Origin of the sequence: Lutibacter litoralis, assembly GCF_014646675.1 — a bacterium.
In the GTDB taxonomy this organism is placed as follows: Bacteria; Bacteroidota; Bacteroidia; order Flavobacteriales; family Flavobacteriaceae; genus Lutibacter; species Lutibacter litoralis.
The window spans coordinates 26,985-48,216 of record NZ_BMNS01000003.1 but is presented as its reverse complement, the minus strand read 5'-3'; the positions used below and the strand labels follow the sequence as shown (position 1 = coordinate 48,216).

Annotated in this window: 16 protein-coding genes; 6 read left to right on the top strand and 10 right to left on the bottom strand. The window is 31.0% G+C overall.

The genetic code is table 11. The annotated features are described in order from the left end of the window. Positions 1-25 precede the first annotated feature (25 nt). Positions 26-1,558: a glutamine-hydrolyzing GMP synthase gene (guaA, locus tag IEW75_RS05045; protein WP_134247648.1), complete on the bottom strand. Its 1,533-nt coding sequence runs from the start codon at positions 1,556-1,558 to the stop codon at positions 26-28. 377 nt (positions 1,559-1,935) lie between these two features. On the opposite strand from guaA, the gene gyrB reads away from it, so the two are divergent. Both gyrB and mdh read left to right on the top strand, forming a co-directional pair. Then, the gene (gene gyrB / locus IEW75_RS05040; protein ID WP_134247647.1) at positions 1,936-3,876 is read left to right on the top strand and encodes a DNA topoisomerase (ATP-hydrolyzing) subunit B; all 1,941 of its coding nucleotides are present in this window, start codon (positions 1,936-1,938) and stop codon (positions 3,874-3,876) included. A 186-nt stretch (positions 3,877-4,062) separates the two neighbouring features. Then, positions 4,063-4,986, top strand: coding sequence for a malate dehydrogenase (gene mdh, locus IEW75_RS05035; RefSeq protein ID WP_134247646.1), 924 nt, complete (start codon positions 4,063-4,065; stop codon positions 4,984-4,986). A 78-nt stretch (positions 4,987-5,064) separates the two neighbouring features. Here mdh and IEW75_RS05030 read toward each other — a convergent pair whose 3' ends face one another. Continuing rightward, positions 5,065-5,403, bottom strand: coding sequence for a VOC family protein (locus IEW75_RS05030; protein WP_134247645.1), 339 nt, complete (start codon positions 5,401-5,403; stop codon positions 5,065-5,067). A gap of 11 nt (positions 5,404-5,414) precedes the next feature. Next, positions 5,415-7,091 carry a formate--tetrahydrofolate ligase gene (locus IEW75_RS05025; protein WP_134247644.1) on the bottom strand — a complete coding sequence of 559 codons (1,677 nt, stop codon included), beginning with the start codon at positions 7,089-7,091 and terminating at the stop codon, positions 5,415-5,417. A gap of 169 nt (positions 7,092-7,260) precedes the next feature. Between IEW75_RS05025 and secDF the strand changes: the two genes are divergently transcribed. From secDF to obgE, 3 genes are all read left to right on the top strand, one after another. Then, complete coding sequence (gene secDF, locus IEW75_RS05020; RefSeq protein ID WP_134247643.1) at positions 7,261-10,245, top strand: protein translocase subunit SecDF; 2,985 nt, start codon at positions 7,261-7,263, stop codon at positions 10,243-10,245. 136 nt (positions 10,246-10,381) lie between these two features. Continuing rightward, entirely contained in the window at positions 10,382-11,497 is a 1,116-nt protein-coding gene (locus IEW75_RS05015; protein ID WP_134247642.1) for an adenylate kinase, read from the top strand. 42 nt (positions 11,498-11,539) lie between these two features. Further along, positions 11,540-12,532: a GTPase ObgE gene (gene obgE / locus IEW75_RS05010; RefSeq protein ID WP_134247641.1), complete on the top strand. Its 993-nt coding sequence runs from the start codon at positions 11,540-11,542 to the stop codon at positions 12,530-12,532. A gap of 140 nt (positions 12,533-12,672) precedes the next feature. Here obgE and IEW75_RS05005 read toward each other — a convergent pair whose 3' ends face one another. Genes IEW75_RS05005 through IEW75_RS04990 form a run of 4 tightly spaced genes read right to left on the bottom strand, consistent with a single transcriptional unit; the run spans position 12,673 to position 16,639 of the window. Next, positions 12,673-13,143: a hypothetical protein gene (locus tag IEW75_RS05005; protein WP_134247640.1), complete on the bottom strand. Its 471-nt coding sequence runs from the start codon at positions 13,141-13,143 to the stop codon at positions 12,673-12,675. Between the two features lie 42 nt (positions 13,144-13,185). Continuing rightward, positions 13,186-14,442: a tetratricopeptide repeat protein gene (locus IEW75_RS05000; protein WP_134247639.1), complete on the bottom strand. Its 1,257-nt coding sequence runs from the start codon at positions 14,440-14,442 to the stop codon at positions 13,186-13,188. Between the two features lie 11 nt (positions 14,443-14,453). Then, on the bottom strand, positions 14,454-16,271 hold the full coding sequence (locus tag IEW75_RS04995) for a carboxypeptidase-like regulatory domain-containing protein (RefSeq protein ID WP_134247638.1): 1,818 nt from the start codon (positions 16,269-16,271) through the stop codon (positions 14,454-14,456). Then, positions 16,268-16,639: a BlaI/MecI/CopY family transcriptional regulator gene (locus IEW75_RS04990; protein WP_134247637.1), complete on the bottom strand. Its 372-nt coding sequence runs from the start codon at positions 16,637-16,639 to the stop codon at positions 16,268-16,270. Before IEW75_RS04990 ends, IEW75_RS04995 begins: the two co-directional genes overlap by 4 nt. Positions 16,640-16,770: 131 nt before the next feature. On the opposite strand from IEW75_RS04990, the gene IEW75_RS04985 reads away from it, so the two are divergent. Then, the gene (locus IEW75_RS04985; protein WP_134247636.1) at positions 16,771-17,271 is read left to right on the top strand and encodes a DUF456 domain-containing protein; all 501 of its coding nucleotides are present in this window, start codon (positions 16,771-16,773) and stop codon (positions 17,269-17,271) included. Between the two features lie 8 nt (positions 17,272-17,279). Here the strand turns inward: IEW75_RS04985 and IEW75_RS04980 are convergent, their stop codons facing one another. The 3 genes from IEW75_RS04980 to IEW75_RS04970 all read right to left on the bottom strand — a co-directional run bounded on the left by IEW75_RS04980 (position 17,280) and on the right by IEW75_RS04970 (position 21,037). Then, entirely contained in the window at positions 17,280-18,491 is a 1,212-nt protein-coding gene (locus IEW75_RS04980) for a BaiN/RdsA family NAD(P)/FAD-dependent oxidoreductase (RefSeq protein ID WP_134247635.1), read from the bottom strand. 44 nt (positions 18,492-18,535) lie between these two features. Further along, entirely contained in the window at positions 18,536-19,465 is a 930-nt protein-coding gene (locus tag IEW75_RS04975) for a GYDIA family GHMP kinase (protein ID WP_134247634.1), read from the bottom strand. Positions 19,466-19,756: 291 nt separating this feature from the next. Then, on the bottom strand, positions 19,757-21,037 hold the full coding sequence (locus IEW75_RS04970; RefSeq protein WP_134247633.1) for a hydroxymethylglutaryl-CoA reductase, degradative: 1,281 nt from the start codon (positions 21,035-21,037) through the stop codon (positions 19,757-19,759). Between the last annotated feature and the right edge of the window lie 195 nt (positions 21,038-21,232).

Here is a 21,232-nt window from a genome sequence, read left to right as displayed (position 1 = left end):
ATAGAATAAAATTAAGTGTGCAAATTTATTCCCACTCTATAGTTGCTGGTGGTTTAGAACTAATATCGTACACTACTCTATTAACGCCTTTTACACTATTTATTATTTTATTTGATGTTTTTTGTAGAAATTCATACGGCAAATTAACCCAATCTGCAGTCATTCCATCTGTAGATTCTACCGCTCTTAATACTACAGCTTTTTCGTAGGTTCTTTCATCTCCCATAACTCCTACAGAATTTACTGGCAATAACATTGCTCCTGCCTGCCAAACTTTATCGTACAACCCTGCATCTTTTAGACCTTGTACAAAAATAGCATCTACTTCTTGTAGAATTCTTACTTTTTCAGGAGTAATATCTCCTAAAATTCTGATTCCTAATCCTGGGCCTGGAAACGGATGTCTTCCTAATAATTCAGCATCAATTCCCATTGATTTACCAACTCTTCTGACTTCATCTTTAAATAATGTATTTAAGGGTTCAACTATTTTTAATTTCATAAAATCGGGTAATCCACCCACATTGTGATGCGATTTAATAGTTGCTGAAGGTCCTCCAGTTGCAGAAACTGATTCTATAACATCTGGATAAATAGTTCCTTGAGCTAACCAACTTACATCTTTTATTTCGTGTGCTTCATCATCAAAAGTTTCAATAAAAACACGACCAATAATTTTACGTTTTCCTTCAGGGTCACTTTCTCCAGCCAGTTCTTTCAAAAAACGTGCCGAAGCATCTACACCTTTTACATTTAAACCCATGTGCTTGTACTGATCTAATACGTTTTCAAATTCATTTTTACGTAATAAACCATTATTTACAAAAATACAGTACAAGTTTTTACCAATAGCTTTTGATATTAATGTTGCTGCAACTGTAGAATCTACACCTCCTGAAAGACCTAAAACTACTTTATCGTTGCCTAATTTTTCTTTAAGCTCAGCTACGGTCGTTTCAACAAAAGAATCAGGTGTCCAAGTTTGAGCAACTCCTGCAATATTCACTAAGAAATTCTTTAAAATAGTTAAACCGTCTGAAGAATGATACACTTCTGGATGAAACTGAATTCCGTAAGTATTTTCATCCTTAATTTTAAAAGCTGCATTTTTCACATCGTGTGTGCTAGCAATTAACTCATAACTTTCTGGTAAATCTAAAATAGTATCGCTATGACTCATCCAAACCTGACTTCCTTCAGAAACACCTTCAAAAAACAATTCTTCACCTTTAATAAATGATAGGTTTGCCCTTCCATACTCTCTCGTATTTGAAGCTCCTACTTCTCCTCCAAAATTATGAGCTAAATATTGTGCACCAAAACAAATACCTAATAAAGGTAATTTTCCCTTTATTTGAGATAAATTTGGATGTGGTGCATTTTCAGCTCTAACAGAAAAAGGACTTCCAGAAAGAATTACAGCACTGTAATCTTCTACATTAAAACTTTTACTGTTATATGGAAAAATTTCACAAAAAATGTTTAATTCTCTAACTCTACGGGCAATCAACTGCGTGTATTGCGAACCGAAATCTAAAATAAGTACCTTATGTTGCATCCGCAAAAATAATATTATTATAAATAGATATGATAATATTATTTCATTTTTTCTCAACAAAAAATTGATTTTATTTTAAAAAGGTTTACTTAAAATCTACTTTTTAAAATATAAAACTTAATGAAAACACTAAAACCATTGTTAATTATCACTCAAAATAAAACGATTTAAGGCATTTTTGAATTTTAAATTCAGATTTTAGTAAAAAAACTAATTACATCCGATTTAAAGCTATTTAAAGCTATTTAAGCAACTTTTAACAATCTTTAATTGTTAATAACTTAAGTATCAAACCCCTTAAAAGAAGTAAAAAAACATTGTTTGAATGCTTATATTTGTTTGTTAAATTTTTTATTAAAAAACATATCTTATAAATTATGAGTGACGAAATAAAAAAAAATCAATATTCTGCGGATAGTATTCAAGCATTAGAAGGAATGGAACATGTGCGTATGCGTCCGTCTATGTACATTGGAGATGTTGGAATTAGAGGATTACACCATTTAGTGTATGAAGTAGTTGACAATTCTATTGATGAAGCAATGGCTGGACATTGTGACACTATAAATGTTATAATAAATAAGGACGGTTCTTTATCTGTAAAAGATAATGGACGTGGTATTCCTGTAGGGATGCATAAAAAAGAAGGAGTTTCTGCTTTAGAAGTTGTAATGACTAAAATTGGAGCTGGTGGTAAATTCGACAAAGATTCTTATAAAGTTTCTGGTGGTTTACACGGTGTTGGTGTTTCAGTAGTAAATGCATTGTCTCAACATTTAAAAGCTACGGTTTATTTAGATGGTAAAATTTGGGAGCAAGAATATTCTAAAGGTAAAGCATTATATCCTGCAAAACCAATTGGAGATACGGATGATAAAGGAACTATGGTTACTTTTTTACCTGACACTTCAATTTTTACACAAACAATTGAATTTAATTACGATACACTAGCAACACGCTTACGTGAACTTTCTTTTTTAAACAAAGGTGTTACCTTAACTTTAACAGACGAAAGAACCACAGATGATGAAGGTAATATTCCTACTGAAACTTTTCATAGTGATGAAGGATTACCAGAATTTATCAAATATTTAGATGCCACACGTGAGCAATTAATTACGAATGTAATTTCAATGGAAGGTGAGAAAAACGGGGTTCCCGTTGAAGTAGCAATGACTTATAATACTTCTTATGCTGAAAACTTGCATTCATATGTAAATAACATTAATACCCACGAAGGTGGAACACATTTATCTGGTTTTAGACGTGGACTAACGGCTACATTAAAAAAGTATGCTGATGAGTCTGGGATGCTTAAAAATCTTAAATTTGAAATTGCTGGAGATGATTTTCGTGAAGGATTAACAGCTATAGTTTCAGTTAAAGTTGCAGAACCTCAATTTGAAGGACAAACAAAAACAAAATTAGGTAACCGTGAAGTTACTGCTGCAGTTAGTCAAGCTGTTTCAGAAATGCTGACTGATTATTTAGAGGAAAATCCAAATGATGCTAAAATTATTGTTCAAAAAGTAATATTAGCTGCAACTGCACGCCACGCAGCACGTAAAGCACGTGAAATGGTGCAACGTAAAACTGTAATGTCTATTGGTGGTTTACCTGGTAAATTAAGTGACTGTTCTGAAACTGATCCAGAATTATGTGAAATATTTCTTGTTGAGGGAGATTCGGCGGGTGGAACAGCAAAACAAGGTAGAGACAGAGCTTTTCAAGCAATTTTACCATTACGTGGTAAAATTTTAAATGTTGAAAAAGCAATGCAACATAAAGTTTTTGAAAATGAAGAAATAAAAAACATGTACACTGCCTTAGGAGTTTCAATAGGTACAGAAGAAGATCCAAGAGCTTTAAACCTAGAAAAACTGCGTTATAACAAAATAGTTATTATGTGTGATGCCGATGTAGATGGTAGTCACATTGCTACATTAATTCTTACTTTCTTCTTTAGATACATGAAAGAGTTAATTGAAAACGGACATATTTTTATAGCCACTCCACCTCTATATTTGGTTAAAAAAGGACAAAAAAGAGAATATGCTTGGAATGATGACCAACGTGATTTAATTGCACATAATATGGGAGGAAGTGTTAACATTCAGCGATACAAAGGTCTTGGGGAGATGAATGCTACACAACTTTGGGATACCACAATGAATCCTGAATTTAGAACCTTACGTCAAGTTACAATAGAAAACTTAACAGAAGCAGACAGAGTATTTTCTATGCTAATGGGCGATGAAGTTCCTCCACGTAGAGCTTTTATAGAGAAAAATGCAAAATATGCAAATATTGACGCATAAGACATTTTATTTCAAAATATGCAAAAGGCTGCTAAAATAGCAGCCTTTTTTTATGATTATCGCAAAAATTCATAATAAAAATCAACAATATCGATTTCGTAAATTAACTTAAAACTCATTAATCTTTAAATTTAAAATTAGTATTTTTGATACGTTTTAAATGAATATTAACACAATAATAAAAATATGAAAGTAACAGTAGTAGGAGCTGGTGCTGTAGGTGCAAGTTGCGCTGAGTACATAGCTATTAAAGATTTTGCATCTGAAGTAACATTAATCGACATTAAAGAAGGTTTTGCCGAAGGTAAAGCAATGGATTTAATGCAATGTGCTTCATTAAATGGTTTTGACACAAAAATTACAGGTGTAACAAACAATTATGCTGCAACAGCAGGAAGTGATGTTGCCGTTATTACAAGTGGAATTCCAAGAAAACCAGGAATGACTCGTGAAGAATTAATTGGAATTAATGCAGGTATTGTAAAATCAGTATCAGAAAATTTAATTAAACATTCGCCTAACGTTATTATTATTGTTGTAAGTAACCCAATGGATACTATGGCATATTTAGCACACAAAGCTACAGGATTACCAAAAAACAGAATTATTGGTATGGGTGGAGCTTTAGATAGTGCTCGTTTTAAATTCCGTTTAGCAGAAGCTTTAGGTTGCCCAGCGTCTGATGTTGACGGAATGGTAATTGGTGGACATAGTGACACTGGAATGGTTCCATTAATTGGAAAGGCTGTTAGAAACAGCGTTAAAGTTTCTGAGTTTTTATCAGAAGAAAGAATGCAAGAAGTTGTTGAAGCTACCAAAGTTGGTGGAGCTACTTTAACAAAATTATTAGGAACAAGTGCTTGGTATGCGCCAGGTGCAGCAGTTTCTGCAATGGTGCAAGCTATTGCTTTAGACTCTAAAAAAATGTTCCCTTGTTCTGCTCTATTAGAAGGTGAATACGGTTTAAATGATATTTCAATTGGTGTACCATGTATTATTGGTAAAAACGGAATTGAAAAAATTGTAGAAATTGAATTATCAGAAGCTGAACTTGCTAAAATTCAAGAAAGTGCAGTTGGTGTAAAAGCTACAAATGCTTTATTAGACTAAACACAGTTTAAACTTATTATTTAAATACTCCTCAAATATTAATTTGAGGAGTATTTTTTTACAAAAAATCCAACATATTTATTTATCTGACCAAACCGCTAACTCATTGCCAGATGGATCTAAAAAATGAAACCTTTCTCCTCCAGGAAAAGAAAAGATATCCTTTGAAATTTTACCGCCAGATACTATTATTTTCTTCTTAATTAACTCGAGGTTGCTGTGGTATAAAACCACCAATGCTCCATTTACAATTTCATTTTCAGTAAGCTCAAAACCTCCTTTCAACCCACTTTCAGAAAACGCGGTATAAATTGATCCGTAATCATTAAATACCCAATTGAAACAATTAGAATAAAACTTTTTTATTATCTCAATATTATTCGTTTTAAACTCTATATAGTTAATTTTATTTTCCATATTATTTTTATTTATGACAATCCAGAAATAACACCATTATTATCAATCGTCATATTTTCTGATGCTGGCGTTCCAGGCAATCCCGGCATACGCATCATAGATCCCAATATTGGAATAATAAATTTTGCACCAGCTGCTATTTCAATTTCACGTACAGTAACTGTAAAATTTTCTGGTCTCCCTACTAGGAATTCATTATCAGAAAAAGATTTTTGTGTTTTTGCCATGCAAATTGCAAAATCGCTAAAACCTAATCTTTCAATTCTTTTTAAATTTAGTTTTGCTTTTTTATCAAAATCAACAATAGCAGCTCCATAAATCTCTTTAGCAATTTTTTCAATTTTTTCTTTAACTGGAGAATTCCAATCATACAAGGGTTTAAAACTTGACTTATTAGACTCCACTACTTTAACAACAGCCTTTGCCAATTTTATAGTTCCCTTTCCTCCTTTTGCCCATCCTTCAGAAACAACCGCTTGAACACCTAGCTCTTCACACTTTTCTATAATAAACTCAATTTCTTCATAAGAATCATTTGAAAATGCATTTATAGCTACTACAGGCTCTATATTGAATTTTCTAATATTCTCTATATGTTTTTCTAAATTGCAGAAACCTTGTTTTACAAAATCTAAACTTGGAGTATTGTATTGATCTTTTTTAGCACCACCGTGATGACGCAAAGCTCTAATTGTAGCAACCAAAACAACCGCTTTAGGACTTAAACCAGCAGATTGGCATTTAATATTTAAAAACTTTTCAGCACCTAAATCAGCTCCGAAACCTGCTTCTGTAATTACATAATTAGACAATGAAAGCCCCATTTTTGTAGCAATAATTGAATTGGTTCCTTGGGCAATATTTGCAAAAGGACCACCATGGATAATTGCAGGATTTCCTTCTAAAGTTTGTACTAAATTTGGTCTTATTGCGTGTTTTAATAAAATAGCCATTGCGTTTTCAGCTTTTAAATCACGTGCAAAAATGGGCTGTTTATCATATGTGAAACCAATAAATATATCTCCTAAACGTTTTTTTAAATCTTCAAAATCATTAGCCATACAAAGTATCGCCATAACTTCAGAAGCAGGTGTAATATCAAAACCATCTTCTCTTGGAACGCCGTTTGCAGTTCCTCCTAAACCAATAACAATATTACGTAAGGATCTATCATTCATATCCATTACTCGTTTCCAAAGAATTGTTCTTGGATCTAAATTTAATTTACAGCAGCTGCTTTGTAAATTGTTATCAATTAATGCTGATAGTAAATTATTAGCCTTTTCAACTGCATTAAAATCTCCTGTAAAATGTAAATTAATATCTTCCATTGGAATTACTTGAGAATATCCTCCTCCGGCTGCCCCGCCTTTTATTCCAAAAACTGGTCCTAAAGATGGTTCTCGTAAAACAACAGTAGCTTGGTTACCAATTTTATTTAATCCTTCAGTTAAACCAATTGAAACCGTAGTTTTTCCTTCTCCAGCAGGTGTTGGCGTAATCGCTGTTACTAAAATTAAATTATTATTTTTAATTTTTTCTTCATCTATAAGCGACAACGGTAATTTAGCCTTGTATTTGCCAAACATCTCAATACCATCCTCTTCAATTCCAAGTTTAGTCGCAATTTCTTTAATATGTTTAATTTTATTTTGTTGGGCAATTTCAATATCTGTTAAGTGCTTCATCTCTTATGTTTTTTCGAAACAAATATATAAAATTCAGAATTCAGAATAGTAATATTTTAAGAACTGCTAATTTATGGGTATAAAAAGCTAAAAAAGTATTGTTAGTCTCTATTTGAAATTATATATTTGCACGTTTATAACAAATGAATTTTTATCAAATTAATGTAAAATGCAAAATAAAGGACTTATAAAGTTATTCGCTATTCTATTTGGATTAGTAAGTTTATACCAATTATCATTTACTTACTTTACAAATGGTGTTGAGGATAAAGCAAAAATGTATGCAGAATCAAAATCTGAAGACGGAAAAGAAATTGCAAGATTAGAAGGAGTTTTTTTAGACTCGGTTGCAAACAAACCTGTAATTGATTTAGGTTTTGCCCAATTTAGTTATAATGACATTAAAGACAAAGAGTTAAATTTAGGATTAGACCTTAAAGGGGGGATTAATGCTATTTTACAAGTTTCTGTAAAAGATATTTTGATTGGTTTATCTAATGAATCTAAAAATCCAGTTTTTAATGAAGCACTAGCGAAAGCAACAATAGCACAAAAAAGTAGTGACAAACGTTTTTTAGATTTATTTTTTAATGAATTTGAAAAAGCAAGTGCTGGAAGTGTTAACTTAAGTGATCCTAGTATTTTTGGTAATAAATCATTACGAGAAAAAATTAATTTTAAACTTTCAGACGAAGAAGTAATGCCAATTATTGAAGCTGAAGTAACTGGCTCTGTAAACACTGCTTTTGAAGTATTAAGAAGTCGTATCGATAAATTTGGAGTTACACAACCAAACATTCAACGTATTGGAAACTCTGGTCGTATTTTAATTGAATTACCAGGCGCAAAAGATATTGACCGTGTAAAAAAATTATTACAAAGTACTGCAGAATTACAATTCTGGGAAGTATATTCTAACCAAGAAACTGCAAATTTCTTTTTTCAAGCAAATTCTGTAGTTGAAAACTTATTAAAAGTAGATACTGAAATAGATACTACTACTGCAAAAGATGATCTAGAAGATTTGTTAGGTGAAGTCTCTGATTCTTTAGCTGCAAAACCAGTCAACAATTTATTTTCTGTATTATCTCCTAGTATTCCACAAAGTGAAAACCAAGTATCTTCTGTAATTGGAACTGCAAAGGTTTTAGATACTGCTAAAGTAAATTCTTATTTAGCAATGAGAGAAGTAAGAGCATTACTTCCAAATGAAATGAAATACGCTAAATTTTTATGGGATGCAAAACCTTTTTCAAGTGCAACAGCAACTGGAGAAAGTGTTGATTTAATATACTTATACGGAATAAAATCTAATCGTGAAGATGTTGCCCCTATAGAAGGTGATGTAATTGATGATGCTAGTCAGGAATACGGACAAACAGGAAAACCTGAAGTAAGTATGACTATGAATGCTGGTGGCTCTAGACTTTGGGGTAAAATGACAACTGAAAATGTTGGGCAATTTGTTGCCGTAGTATTAGATGACTATGTATATACAGCACCATCTGTAAACACACCAATTACAACAGGTAGAACTTCTATTTCTGGTGGAAGTATGACTGTTGAAGAAGCACAAGATATTGCAAACGTATTAAAAGCAGGTAAATTACCAGCTGCTGCACATATTATTCAATCTGAAGTTGTTGGCCCATCATTAGGTCAAAAAGCAATTGACAGTAGTATGAGCTCATTTGGATTAGCTTTATTACTTGTATTACTTTGGATGATTTTTTATTACGGAAAAGCAGGTGCTTTTGCCGATGTTGCCTTGGCCGTAAATATTTTGTTCATCTTCGGAATTTTAACTGCATTTGGAGCTGTTCTAACATTACCAGGTATTGCAGGTATTATTTTAACAATAGGTATGTCTGTTGATGCAAACGTAATTATTTTTGAAAGAATTAAAGAAGAATTAAATAAAGGAAAAGGTTTAAAAGCCTCTATTAGTCACGGTTTTAGTTTTAAAGGAGCGTTATCTGCAATTATTGATGCCAACATTACAACAATGTTAACAGGTGTTATTTTATATGTATTTGGAACAGGACCTGTAAAAGGATTTGCTTATACATTAATGGTAGGTATTGTAACCTCTTTATTTACAGCAATTTTCATTACACGTTTACTAATAGACTGGTATGCTGCTAAAGGAAAATCATTCACTTTCAATACAAGTATCACTAAAAATTGGTTTAAAAGAATTGATATTGAATTCTTAAGAAAAAGAAAAATAGCTTACGTAATTTCAGGAATAGTAATTATTGGTGGTCTTACATCATTACTTACAAACGGATTAAATTACGGTGTAGATTTTATTGGTGGAAGATCTTATGTTGTAAAATTTGACAAACCTACAAATGCAACTGATGTTGCTGAAACTTTAAAAGATGCTTTTGGCAGTGCTCCTGAAGTTAAAACTTACGGGGAAGTCAGTCAGTTAAAAATTACTACTAAATATAAAATAGATATTGAAGGTAGCGAAATTGATGATGAAGTACAAGGCTTATTATTTACAGGATTAAAAAGTTATTTACCTGAAGGTTTAACCTTAGAAAAATTTAAACCAGGTTACGAAGGAATTGGAAAAGTTGGAATTATGAGCTCTATGAAAGTAGAACCAACTATTGCAGATGATATTAAAACTGCAGCAGGTTGGGCTATTTTAGGTTCATTACTAATTACATTTTTATATATTTTATTTAGATTTAGAAAATGGCAATATAGTTTAGGTGCTGTAGCAGCTGTTTTTCATGATGTATTAATTGTATTAGCAATTTTCTCTGTCTTCCATAACTTATTACCATTTGATATGGAAATTGGGCAATCATTTATTGCCGCCATACTTACAGTTGTTGGTTATTCATTAAACGATACCGTAGTAATTTTTGATAGAATTCGTGAATTTGCAGGTATACATACTTCTTGGAAATTCTCTGAAGTAGTTGATAAAGCATTAAGCAGTACATTAGGAAGAACAATTAATACTTCATTAACAACATTGGTTGTTTTATTGGCAATCTTCTTATTTGGTGGTGACTCTATTAAAGGATTTATGTTTGCATTAATTGTTGGTGTAATGGTAGGTACCTACTCTTCTTTATTCATAGCATCACCTATAATGTATGATACAGTTAAAAAAATGGATTCAAAAAAATAATAGAATTTAACTAATTAAATTAGACAAAAACCGTTTTGAATTTTCAAAACGGTTTTTGTATTTCAAATTAGCAAATAAATCTTTAAATAAACCAATTATTCTATATTGATTATTAAATTTGTAACAAAGCATAAAAATGAGCATTATTAAATTACACGATAAGTATTTTAAATCTTATATTTCCGAAGAACAAATACAAGAGGCGATAAATTCTATTGTACAACAAGTCTATAACGATTGTAAAGATGAAACTCCAATATTTTTAGGAATATTGAACGGATGTTTTATGTTTGTCGCAGATTTTGTAAGACAATACAATGGAGATTGCGAAGTATCCTTTGTAAAATTAGCTTCTTACCAAGGCACAAACTCTACTGGAAAAATTAAACAGTTAGTTGGTGTTAATGAAGATTTAGAAGGCAGAACCGTTGTAATTTTAGAAGATATTATTGATACTGGTAATACACTTCAAGAAATATATGCCATTTTTAAAGACAAAAAATTAAAACAACTTAAAATTGCTACTTTATTTTTTAAACCAGATGTGTTTAAAAAAGCATTACATATAGATTATATTGGTATTTCAATTCCAGATAAATTTATTGTAGGTTACGGATTAGATTATGACGGAATAGGTAGAAATTTTGCAGATATTTATCAACTAACATCTAAACCTACTATGACAAACATTGTTTTATTTGGACCTCCTGGAGCAGGAAAAGGTACACAAGCAACTTTCTTAAAAGAAAAATACGGACTTGTTCATATTTCTACAGGTGATGTCTTTAGAGACAACATTAAAAATGAAACTGAACTTGGGATTTTGGCCAGAACCTTTATGGATGGTGGTGACTTAGTACCAGATGATGTTACAATAAAAATGTTGAAAACTGAAATTGAAAAAAATCCCGATGCTAATGGATTTATTTTTGATGGATTTCCACGCACAGAATCCCAAGCAAAAGCTTTAGACCAGTATTTGTTAGAAAAAGGTGAAGCCATTAGTGGTATGGTAGCTTTAGAAGTTGCAGAAGACTTATTGGTGCAACGTATTTTAAATCGTGGAAAAACAAGTGGAAGGCCTGATGACCAAAATGAGGCAAAAATTAGAAATAGATTTAATGAATATAAAACAAAAACTGCTGTTTTAAAAGAATATTACCAAAACCAAAACAAGTATTTTGGTGTAAATGGTGTAGGGGATATTAATGAAATTACAAAACGTTTAAGCGACGTTTTTGATAAGATATAAAGAGAGATTCCTGCATCCGCAGGAATGACAAAAAAGAAAAAAATGACTGAAGGAAATTTTGTAGACTATTTAAAAATATATGCTAGCTCTGGAAAAGGTGGTGGTGGCTCTACGCACTTACATAGAGAAAAATATATAACCAAAGGTGGTCCAGATGGTGGAGATGGCGGACGTGGTGGTCATATTATTGTAAGAGCAAATCCAAATTTATGGACACTCTTTCACTTAAAATTTAACAAACATTTTAGAGCCGAACACGGTGGACACGGAGCAAAATCTAGAAGTACTGGAAAAGACGGTCAAGATGTTTATATTGAAGTTCCTTTAGGAACAATTATTAGAGATTCCGAAACTCAAGAAGTACTTTTTGAAATTACTAAAGATAATACTGAACAAATTTTACTAGAAGGTGGAATGGGTGGACTTGGAAACTGGAATTTTAGATCTTCTACAAATCAAACTCCAAGATATGCTCAGCCTGGTATAGATGGAAAAGAGAACTGGTTTCAATTAGAATTAAAATTATTAGCTGATGTTGGTTTAGTTGGTTTTCCAAATGCCGGAAAGTCTACTTTATTATCTGTTTTAACAGCGGCTAAACCAAAAATTGCCGATTATGCTTTTACAACCTTAAAACCTAATTTAGGAATTGTACAATACCGCGATTTTCAGACGTTCGTAATTGCTGATATTCCTGGAATTATTGAAGGTGCTGCAGAAGGAAAAGGTTTAGGACATCGTTTTTTACGTCATATCGAACGAAATTCCATCTTATTATTCTTAATTCCAGCAGATTCTGATGATATTAAAAAAGAATACAAAATTCTTTTAAATGAGTTAAAACAACACAATCCAGAATTGTTAGATAAAAATAGATTACTTGCTATTTCAAAATCTGATATGCTTGATGATGAATTAAAAGAAGAAATTAAAAAAGAACTACCAGAAGGAATTAAGACGCTATTTATCTCGTCTATTGCCCATCAAGGGTTATCCGAATTAAAAGATAATTTATGGCAACTGCTGAATGAGTAGGTTGCTTCGTTATCTATTATCAAATTGATATTACGTCACATCACCCTGAATTTAATTCAGGGTCTCACTATTTTATTCACATTTATAGTATTATTTGATTCTGAAATGGAAGATTTCTGATCAGAATAAGTCAAAAATCACTAATTCTTCAAAATTATTGGTAAGCTAAACTCAGTTTTTACAGGTATTCCACGTTTAATTCCAGGTCTTAATTTTGGTAATTTTTTAATTCCATCAGTTATTAAACTATCTAATTTAGGTATTTCCTTTTGAATAAATTTAGAAGATTCTATAGTAACAAGCGAAACTTCTCCGCTTTTAGCCACTTCTAATTTCACTAAGATGGTATCGTTTACACTATTTTTTGTAATAAATTTATGCGTTACCAAAGAAGCATAAATATGTTCGGATAGTTTAATTTGAGAACATATTTTTTGTTTTTCTTCAGAAGGAATACTATCACAGGTAGGAAATAATGGAAAACTATCTATAAAATTAAAATCTACAATAGTATCAACTACTTGTATTTCCTCTTTCTTATAATTTTTTTCAAAATAAGAACACGATAAAAGCAAAAAAGCACTAAAAATTGTTATAAAAAACTGTTTCAAAATTATTATTTAATTCACAATGTGAAAATACAACTTTTTGATTTAGTCTACAATAACACCTTCAATAAAGAGTTGTTTTCTTAGTTGTTTAATCCTTTCACTTGCGTATTTACTTAATTTTGGACTTTTGCTTTCAAATCTTTCCATAAATCGTTCATAATACCTAAGTGCCATTTTTTTATCTTCATAATAAGAATCTGCTGCAAAAGCTAATTCAAAAAGGGCATCTACATTATTAACATTATTTTTAACAGCTTCATCAAAATAATTGACAGCAGACTTATAATCAAACTCATTTTTTGCCATAATTCCCAATAACATATATTGTTTATCGTGGTCTGGTTTACTATACATAATAGATTGCATAGCTAGAAGTCTGGCCAATTTAAAATTTTCTCTATGGTATTCAAGTGTTGCAAGTCTATATAGTATTTTTGGATTTTTTCTATCCATTTTTAAAGCCTTTTTAAAATAGATTTCTGCTGAGTCATTTTTCTCTAAGTTAAAATAACTCATCCCAAACATTTCGTAGGTATTTATAGATCTAAATTTTAATGCTTCTAACTTTTTTAGGGTTACGAGTGCCTCTTCAAATTCTTTTTCAAAATACTGATCATTTGTTTTTAATTGCAAGAAATTAATATTAGTAGAGTCTATTTTTAATCCTTTTTCAATAAATATTCTGGAAGTATCTCGAACATTTATGGTTTTGAAAAATTTTGCGACTTCATAAATACTGTTTAAATGCAATGTGTCTATTGCAAAAGCATCAATATAACTTTGCCCCATTTGCAACTTCTTTCTTTGTAAAGCCAAGGCCTTACCAAGTTGATATGGATAATTTGGATTTAAAGTATCTTGAACCTTTAAATACCTAAATAGTTGTTCTGCACTCTTTGGTTTCAATTCTCTTAAATACAACTTCCCTAAATTGTTAGCTACCAATAAATTGGACGAATCTTTTTTAAAAACGTCTTCATATAAATCAATCGCTTTATTTTTATAGCCAATTGTTGCATACACATTCGCTAATTTAAGTTTAAGCTCACTTTTTTCTTCAATTGCTAAGGCTTCGGAATAAGAAGTTATTGCCTTATTATAATTGCCAATAGTTTGGTAAATATCTGCTGTTTTTTCGAGTAGAAGTGGATTCTTGTCTTTAGTCTCTTCCAGTAAAATTAGTGCTTTCTGATAATTTCCTTTTATCAACAAACTATCTACAACTGTAAAAACCGAAGACTGCGCTTCGGTTTTTAAAACTGCCACTAAAAACAGTAATGGAATAAAAATCTTTTTCAAATTTCGTATTTTTATGTATTATTTTTTTTGAGAACAATATTAATAGTTCTCTCCTTGCCAATTTTCACTTCTTGAGTTTGATAGTCTATAAAAGAAATTATGAGAATCTGCTCCTCCATTGCCCTAATCGCAAAATTTCCATCATAATCTGTTACAACTCCATTTTCAGTTCCTTTTATAACAATATTTGTACCAGGCAAACCTTTCCCATTTTCATTTGTAATTTTCCCTTTAACAACTTCAAATACAGTATCTGTTTTATTTCCATTTATAAAATCTTCTTTCGCTTTTTTTGATTGTTCGTTAGTAGCTTGTTCACCACCAACTTTAAAAGCTATTGGTAAACTATATTTTACACCAACTGCATTTCCGTTATATTTTCCAGGCATCATTTTTGGCAAACTTTGTACAACTCTTATGGCTTCATCTTCCAAAGATTTATGTGGTGCTCTTGCCATAGCATCTGATATATTTCCTTCTTTGTCAATTTTAAAAATTACAAATATTCGTTTAACACCATCTGTTAATCCTAAATCACTTGCCAGGCTTGCATTAAAATTTCTATTCACATGTTTTGTGATATTTTCTTGTAAACACAATCTTAATTCTTCTTTTGTGCCTTCACAACCAGGAAAAACTGGAACCTCTTCAACTACTGCAAAAGGAACATCATCTCCTTCAACATATTCATATTTTGATTTAGACCCAAGTCTTGCAGATTTTGGTCGAAACCAATTCACTCTTACATTATTTTCATCTAACAAAACTACATGGTCAAATAATAATTCATCATTAGAATTAAATTTTTCAGTTATCTCTTTTTCTTTTACTGTGTATTCACTAACATCCAAATAACGCCCAATAATTAAACTATTTCCAACATAAGTTTTACCAATTTCAAAATCGAAATATTTACCATTTCTAAAATCTTGTACATTGTTTAATGCTGACTCCATTTCAAATAACTCCTCATTTACTTCATCAATACAAGATGTATAAAATAACATCCCCGCTAATAAAGGAATTAGCAATAAATACTTTAACTGTTTAATTTTTTGTGATTTTTCTTTTGCGATCATAACGATTCTTTTTTTAATTAATGACTGTTTAAAAAATTGATTTATGAATGAAATATTTTCTACATTAAAAGTTTCAGCCAATAATGTATTGAAATACAATTTTTTATCGGATTCTTTTACAACTTCAGCATCTGAAATATACTCGTGTAAAAGTGTGATGCGTTTTTGGTATACATAAATTAAAGGATTAAACCACATGAGTATTTTTAATACTTCAAAAAACAATAAATCTAATGTATGTAGCTGTTTACAATGGATTGTTTCGTGTTTAATAATCTCTAATTTTTTATTATCTAGTAAATTTTGATGAATAAAAATGTAATTGAAGAATGAAAAGGCAGCTTTTTGTTCAGGCAATAACACCAACTTAAAATTCCCTTGATTTATTTTTTTGTTGTGGATTATTAAATTAATAATTTTAAATAATCGCACTAAAAATAGCGTTGAAAATAACATTATTCCAATATAAAATAGAAATGGCAACACGTTAAAAGTACTTTCCGTGGCGGTGCTTTCAATAATCACTGCTTCTGGATTTAAAAATACAGTTGGCAATTGCACCATATATTCCTGCGGAATACTTTGCTGGATACTTTTAAACTTTAATAATGGGATGATAAACGCTAAAATTGGTGTTGCTAATAAATAAACTCTATTCCACTTAAAAAATGTTTCTTTTTGCAAAAAGAAATCGTAAACGGCTAAAAATAACGCTTGAAAAAGCAATACTTGAATTATATAATTTATCATTTTTCTGTCTTTTTGTCATTAATTTGTTTTAAAATTGATTCCAATTCATTCATATCAACATCATTCTTTTTTACAAAAAATGACACCATACTTTTAAAAGAACCTTCAAAATAACCGTCAACTATTTTATGTAAACTTTTATTACTGTAATCAGCTTTTTTAATTAAAGGAAAATAAACATACCCTCTTCCTTGCGCTTTATGCCCCACAAATTCTTTTGTTTCTAATATTCTAATTATCGTAGAGACAGTATTGTAAGCTGGTTTTGGACCTGGTAATTGCGCTATAATTTCTTTTACCGAGGCCGCTTCTAAATCCCACAAAACTTGCATCAATTGCTCTTCTGCTTTGGTCAATTGTTTCTCCATTTTTTAACTAAGTTTTTAGTTTAACAATACAAATATAACTAAACATTTAGTTTAAACTAATTTTTTAGTTGAAAATGTTGCACGATTATTGATTTAAACATTTTGTTTAAATTTGATTTATAAATAAAAGTATGGATATAGCCTTATTAATTTTTGGAATTTTGCTAATGATATTAGGAGTTCTTGGTTCTTTTTTACCAGTATTACCAGGACCAATAACAAGTTGGTTTGGTTTATTGGTTTTGCATTTAAGCGAAGCCGTCCCAATGAATTGGACTTTTTTAGGAATTACTTTTGCAATTGCATTTATTATTTGGCTAATAGATTATTTTATTCCTGCAATGGGAACGAAACGCTTTGGTGGATCGCGTTATGGAGTAATTGGAACTATGGTAGGTCTGGTTTTAGGAATTCTTTTCTTCCCTCCTTTAGGACTTATAATTGGTCCTTTTTTAGGTGCTTTTGTTGGTGAATTAATAAAAGACAATAAGGATTCTAAAAGAGCTTTAAGAGCTGCCTATGGATCCTTTATAGGATTTTTGACCTCTACATTCTTAAAGTTTATTGCTGCAGTTATCTATACCGGTTTATTTTTCTCGATATTTTGGGATTATAAAAGTGTGTTTTTTTAATTAAAACTTTAATTGCTTTCAATAGAATTTGCAACTATCCAAGCACTTGTCCAAGCATTTTGAAAATTAAATCCGCCAGTTACCGCATCAATATTTAATACTTCACCCGCAAAAAACAAATTTTTATGGATTTTACTTTCAAATCGTTTAAAGTTTATTTCTTTTAAATCTATACCTCCAGCCGTTACAAATTCATCTTTAAACGTACTTTTTCCGTTTACTTTAAATACAGACTTTGTCAACTGATTTGCTAAATTTTCTAATTGTTTATTGTTTAATTGTGCCCATTGAGAATCGATTGAAATCTCTGAAGCAATCACAAATTTTTCCCATAAACGTTTTGGGACTTCTTCAAAAACGGAGCGTAAAATTACCTGTTTTTTAGACTGTTTTTTCTTTACCGATTTTAAATAATCTAATACAACGTCTTGTTTTTTAGACAACCAATTTACTTCAATTTCAAAATTATAATCCTTTTTATGTAATTCCAACGCGCCCCAAGCAGAGAGTTTTAAAATTCCTGGTCCACTTAAACCCCAATGGGTTATTAACAACGGCCCTTGCTCTGCAAGTTTAGAGTTCAATACTTTTACAGATGCTTTTGGAACCGAAATCCCTGGAATATCTTGTAACCTTTCATCCTTAATATTAAAAGTAAATAAAGAAGGAACTGGCTGTATAATTGAGTGTCCCAAATCTTGCATCATATTCCAAACTTTGGTATTACTTCCACTTGCTACCAACACATAATCTGCAATAAAATCTTCTGAAGTTGTTTTAACAATAAACTGTTCGTTATTTTTCTCTATGGAATCAACTCTAGTACTTGTTTTTAATGCTACACCAGCGTTTTTAGCACTCTCTAAAAAACAATCTATAATTGTTTGTGATGAATTACTTTCTGGAAAAATTCTGTTATCGTCTTCAATTTTTAATGGAATTCCTCTAGTTGAAAACCATTCCATAGTGTCACCAGTCATAAATTGGTGAAAAGGTCCTCTTAATTCTTTTTTACCTCTCGGATAAAACTCCACCAATTCACTTGGCGTAAAACAAGCATGTGTTACATTGCAACGTCCACCTCCGCTAACTTTTACTTTTTGCAACACTTTTGCGCTTCCTTCTAAAATTTGCACTTCTAAAGTTGGATTGCCTTCTGCTGCGTTAATTGCAGCAAAAAAACCTGCTGCTCCACCTCCTATTATAATAAGTTTTTTCATATAATTTATTTACTCTTTTACTTTTCTCCCTCTCAGCCGGTGAATTAAATAATTAAATCTTGATACGGAATTACAGTTTCAAATCCTTTTTGTTTAAAATAGCTTGGAGTATCATTATTTCCTGTGGCTAAAATAAAATCGCCTCCCCAAGCACCTAAACTTTTTGTTTGTCCAAAGTAATCTGAAAATAGTTCTTTTTGAACTGGTTGTAACTGTATTATTGTTGAAACTAATTGCTCGTGTTCAATTAGTAATTTTTCAAAATCCGTCAAATTTTCACAAGCCAAAAACAACTCAGACAACTTCGAAATCTCCTGAATTTCAGAAGTCAATGTTCCTTTTAAGGTTTTGTATCTTTTAATTCCTGATCTGCTATTCTGTTTTTTATTTAAAAACACAAAATATAATTGTTCCTTAAAATTCGGATTGAAGTTTACGTTTTCAACTGATGGATTTATACCATTTCTCGTATATAAAATTGATGTATTATTTTGTGCGCAAGCAATATCGTAACCACTTCCTCCAAATGTGTTTTCTAATAATTGGTAAGGATTTACTTTTGCCCAATTTGCAATATTATTAATCAAGGTTGAAGAAGTTCCCAGTCCCCAATTTTTTGGAAACGTAAGGTTAGTTTTAACTAAAATTCCTTTTTCTGAATTTAAAAAAGCAGGATTTAGTTTTTGTGTTTCAACTAAAATAGTTCTTAAATTTTCAGCTAATGTATCATTTCCTCCATCCTCCGTTGCTTCAAAATCAGCCGAAACCAGTCGTAATTTGGGTAGGTCTAAGATTACCTCTAACCAACATTCTCCAGTATTGGTAAAACTTTGCCAAATCAATTGAGTTTCTTTTATTGGTTCAACGGTTAAATCTTGTCCGCAAGTGGTTGGAACAGCTAAAGATTTTGCGCCATCAAGCACAAAATATTCACCTGTTAATAGTAATTTTCCGTTACTGTAGAATTGTTTCATCAGTTTTTTTATTTGTCATTCCTGCGAAGGCAGGAATCCATATTAATGTTTCAAAATATCATCATACCACTCGTTTGAGAGGTCTAACCAATTCTTATTCTATCAATTTAATGTTCGATTCACGCTTCCGTTTTATTAAATTCTTTTTATTAAATTCGTTTTATAGATTCCCGCCTTTGCAGGAATGACAGCAGTAATTGGCTTCGACTCCGCTCAGCCGCCGATGATAATACTTAACATATATTTTTTGAAATTGCTTTTGACACCACTAACAATAACTTTCAACCTCCATCATCCATTTTCCCCAATTAACTTATTATACGCCTCAACCACGGCATTGTGCGTAATGGTTTTATGTTCAAAATAATCAATTAAATATTGTTTTTCTTCCGCACTAGCACCTAATTGTTTAATAATATTTGTTAAGTGCATTTTCATATGTCCTTTTTGAATTCCAGTAGTTGTTAGGGCACGCAAAGCTGCAAAATTTTGTGCTAAACCAGCAACTGCAATAATCTCCATCAATTCTTTTGCTGAAGGATTATCAAGCATTTTTAAAGACAATTTAGACAATGGATGTAACTTAGTTAAACCTCCAACAGTTCCTAAAGCCAGTGGAATTTCAATCCAAAATTTAAATATTCCATTTTCTATAGTAGCATTTGTTAAACTTTTATAACGTCCGCTTTTCGCAGCGTAGGCATGCGCACCGGCTTCAATTGCTCTAAAATCGTTTCCCGTAGCGATAACCACAGCATCAATACCATTCATAATTCCTTTGTTGTGGGTAACAGCGCGATGCGTTTCGGCATTAGCAATTTGAACTGCCTGCACAAATTTTTGAGCAAACAATTCTGAATTTTCTGCATACAATTTATCAACTTTACAACTCACTTCAGCATGTACCAAACATTCTGGAACGTAGTTAGATAAAATACTCATTACAATTTGAACATCCTCTTTTTCAAACTCATTTGCAATGGCTTCTAAACACGAGTTTATAAAATTAGCGCCCATACTATCAACTGTTTCAAAAGTAACATGTAATTGATAGTAATTGGCTAAATCTACTGTTTTATCTCGTAATTCTATGTCTACAATTCCACCTCCACGTTTTTGCATGTTTTGAGTAATAGCTTTGGTAGCTAGTAATAGAGCTGCTTTCTTTTTTGTAAAATAATTTTTAATTTCATTATTGGTCCCTTCAAACATAAAATGAACCTGTCCAATTTTTTTAGTTGAAATTACGCTTGCTTTAAATCCACCACGCGTACTCCAAAATTTTGCTACTAAAGAAGCCGCAGCAACCACAGAACTTTCTTCAATTGCCATTGGAATGGTATAATCTTTTCCATTTATTACAAAATTAGGTGCAATTCCAAAAGGCAAATAAAAATTAGAAATGGTGTTTTCAATAAAATCATCGTGCAAATCTTGAAGAACTGGATTAGAATTCCAATACTGCATTAAAATTTGCTTCACTTTAACATCATTATTAAAAAAGTTTGAAACTAACCAATCAATTTTTTCGAGCTTCGTGAGTTTTGAGAACCCGCTAACGGTTTTAGACATTTAATATGATTTTTATTATTTGCACAAAGATAATTTTTTAAAGATTAAAATTAACAGTTTTACCAAATGCAAATTTTTATGACTTAATTCACCTTCATTTTGCGAAATTTTTCTTAAACTTGACACTTATTTTAAGAAATGATAATTTCATGAAACGAGCGTGCTAAAAAATTTATCATCAAAAAATAAAATTAC

Coding starts and splice junctions, on each gene's coding strand:
- guaA (WP_134247648.1), bottom strand. CDS start 1,558: ATGCAACATAAGGTACTTATTTTAGATTTCGGTTCGCAATACACGCAG.
- gyrB (WP_134247647.1), top strand. CDS start 1,936: ATGAGTGACGAAATAAAAAAAAATCAATATTCTGCGGATAGTATTCAA.
- mdh (WP_134247646.1), top strand. CDS start 4,063: ATGAAAGTAACAGTAGTAGGAGCTGGTGCTGTAGGTGCAAGTTGCGCT.
- IEW75_RS05030 (WP_134247645.1), bottom strand. CDS start 5,403: ATGGAAAATAAAATTAACTATATAGAGTTTAAAACGAATAATATTGAG.
- IEW75_RS05025 (WP_134247644.1), bottom strand. CDS start 7,091: ATGAAGCACTTAACAGATATTGAAATTGCCCAACAAAATAAAATTAAA.
- secDF (WP_134247643.1), top strand. CDS start 7,261: ATGCAAAATAAAGGACTTATAAAGTTATTCGCTATTCTATTTGGATTA.
- IEW75_RS05015 (WP_134247642.1), top strand. CDS start 10,382: ATGAGCATTATTAAATTACACGATAAGTATTTTAAATCTTATATTTCC.
- obgE (WP_134247641.1), top strand. CDS start 11,540: ATGACTGAAGGAAATTTTGTAGACTATTTAAAAATATATGCTAGCTCT.
- IEW75_RS04995 (WP_134247638.1), bottom strand. CDS start 16,271: ATGATAAATTATATAATTCAAGTATTGCTTTTTCAAGCGTTATTTTTA.
- IEW75_RS04990 (WP_134247637.1), bottom strand. CDS start 16,639: ATGGAGAAACAATTGACCAAAGCAGAAGAGCAATTGATGCAAGTTTTG.
- IEW75_RS04985 (WP_134247636.1), top strand. CDS start 16,771: ATGGATATAGCCTTATTAATTTTTGGAATTTTGCTAATGATATTAGGA.
- IEW75_RS04980 (WP_134247635.1), bottom strand. CDS start 18,491: ATGAAAAAACTTATTATAATAGGAGGTGGAGCAGCAGGTTTTTTTGCT.
- IEW75_RS04975 (WP_134247634.1), bottom strand. CDS start 19,465: ATGAAACAATTCTACAGTAACGGAAAATTACTATTAACAGGTGAATAT.
- IEW75_RS04970 (WP_134247633.1), bottom strand. CDS start 21,037: ATGTCTAAAACCGTTAGCGGGTTCTCAAAACTCACGAAGCTCGAAAAA.